This window comes from Streptomyces sp. NPDC025638 (assembly GCF_055558775.1).
Map to the genome: position 1 here is coordinate 1 of NZ_JBVHLX010000074.1, position 1412 is coordinate 1412.

The 1412-nt window shown below is 69.8% G+C and carries 1 protein-coding gene; it reads right to left on the reverse strand.

Annotated elements, in window-relative coordinates:
• A partial coding sequence (gene acs / locus ACZ4EG_RS46625; RefSeq protein WP_467795064.1) for an acetate--CoA ligase occupies positions 1–1412 on the reverse strand: 1412 nt, incomplete at both ends.

Here is a 1412-nt window from a genome sequence, read left to right on the forward strand (position 1 = left end):
ACGAAGGCGACGATGGCCTGTCCGGTCGTCTCGTCGGTGGCACCGACGACGGCGGCCTCGGCGACCGCGGGGTGGGAGACGAGTGCCGATTCCACCTCGGTGGTGGAGATGTTGTGGCCGGAGACGAGCATGACGTCGTCGACCCGGCCGAGCAGCCAGATGTCGCCGTCGTCGTCCTTCTTCGCGCCGTCACCGGCGAAGTACTTGCCCTCGAAGCGGGACCAGTAGGTGTCGAGGAAGCGCTGGTCGTCGCCCCAGATGGTGCGCAGCATGGACGGCCACGGCTCGGTCAGGACCAGGTAGCCGCCGCCTCCGTTGGGCACCTCGTTCGCCTCGTCGTCGACCACGGTTGCGGAGATGCCGGGCAGCGGCCGCTGCGCGGAGCCGGGCTTGGTCTCGGTGACGCCGGGCAGCGGGGAGATCATCATCGCGCCGGTCTCGGTCTGCCACCACGTGTCGACGATGGGGGTCCTGTCCGCGCCGATGTGCTTGCGGTACCAGATCCACGCCTCGGGGTTGATCGGCTCGCCCACCGAGCCCAGCACCCGCAGGCTGCTGAGGTCGAACTTGGCGGGGATGTCGTCGCCCCACTTCATGAACGTGCGGATCGCGGTCGGCGCGGTGTAGAGGATGGTGACCCCGTACTTCTGGATGATCTCCCAGAAGCGGCCCTGGTGCGGGGTGTCGGGGGTGCCCTCGTACATCACCTGGGTGGCGCCGTTGGCCAGCGGCCCGTACACGATGTACGAGTGCCCGGTGACCCAGCCGACGTCGGCCGTGCACCAGTACACGTCCGTCTCCGGCTTGAGGTCGAAGACCGCGTCGTGGGTGTAGGCGACCTGGGTGAGGTAGCCGCCGGAGGTGTGCAGGATGCCCTTCGGCTTCCCCGTGGTGCCGGAGGTGTAGAGGATGAACAGCGGGTGCTCCGCCTCGAACGCCTGCGGGGTGTGCTCGGCGGACTGCCCCTCGACGAGCTCGTGCCACCACACGTCGCGGCCGTCGGTCCAGGCGACGTCCTGGCCGGTGCGGCGCACGACGAGGACGTGCTCGACGTTGTCGACGCGGTTGATGGCGTCGTCGACGGCGGGCTTGAGCGCGGACGGCTTGCCGCGCCGGTAGCCGCCGTCCGAGGTGATGACGAGCTTGGCGTCGGCGTCCTGGATGCGGGTGGCGAGCGCGTCCGCGGAGAAGCCGCCGAAGACGACGGAGTGGGTGGCGCCGATCCGGGCGCAGGCGAGCATCGCGATCGCCGTCTCCGGGATCATCGGCATGTAGATCGCGACCCGGTCGCCGGCCTGGACGCCGAGCTCCAGCAGGGCGTTCGCGGCGCGGGAGACCTCGTCCTTCAGCTCGGTGTAGGTGATCGAGCGGCTGTCGCCGGGCTCGCCCTCGAAGTGGATCGCGACCCGGTC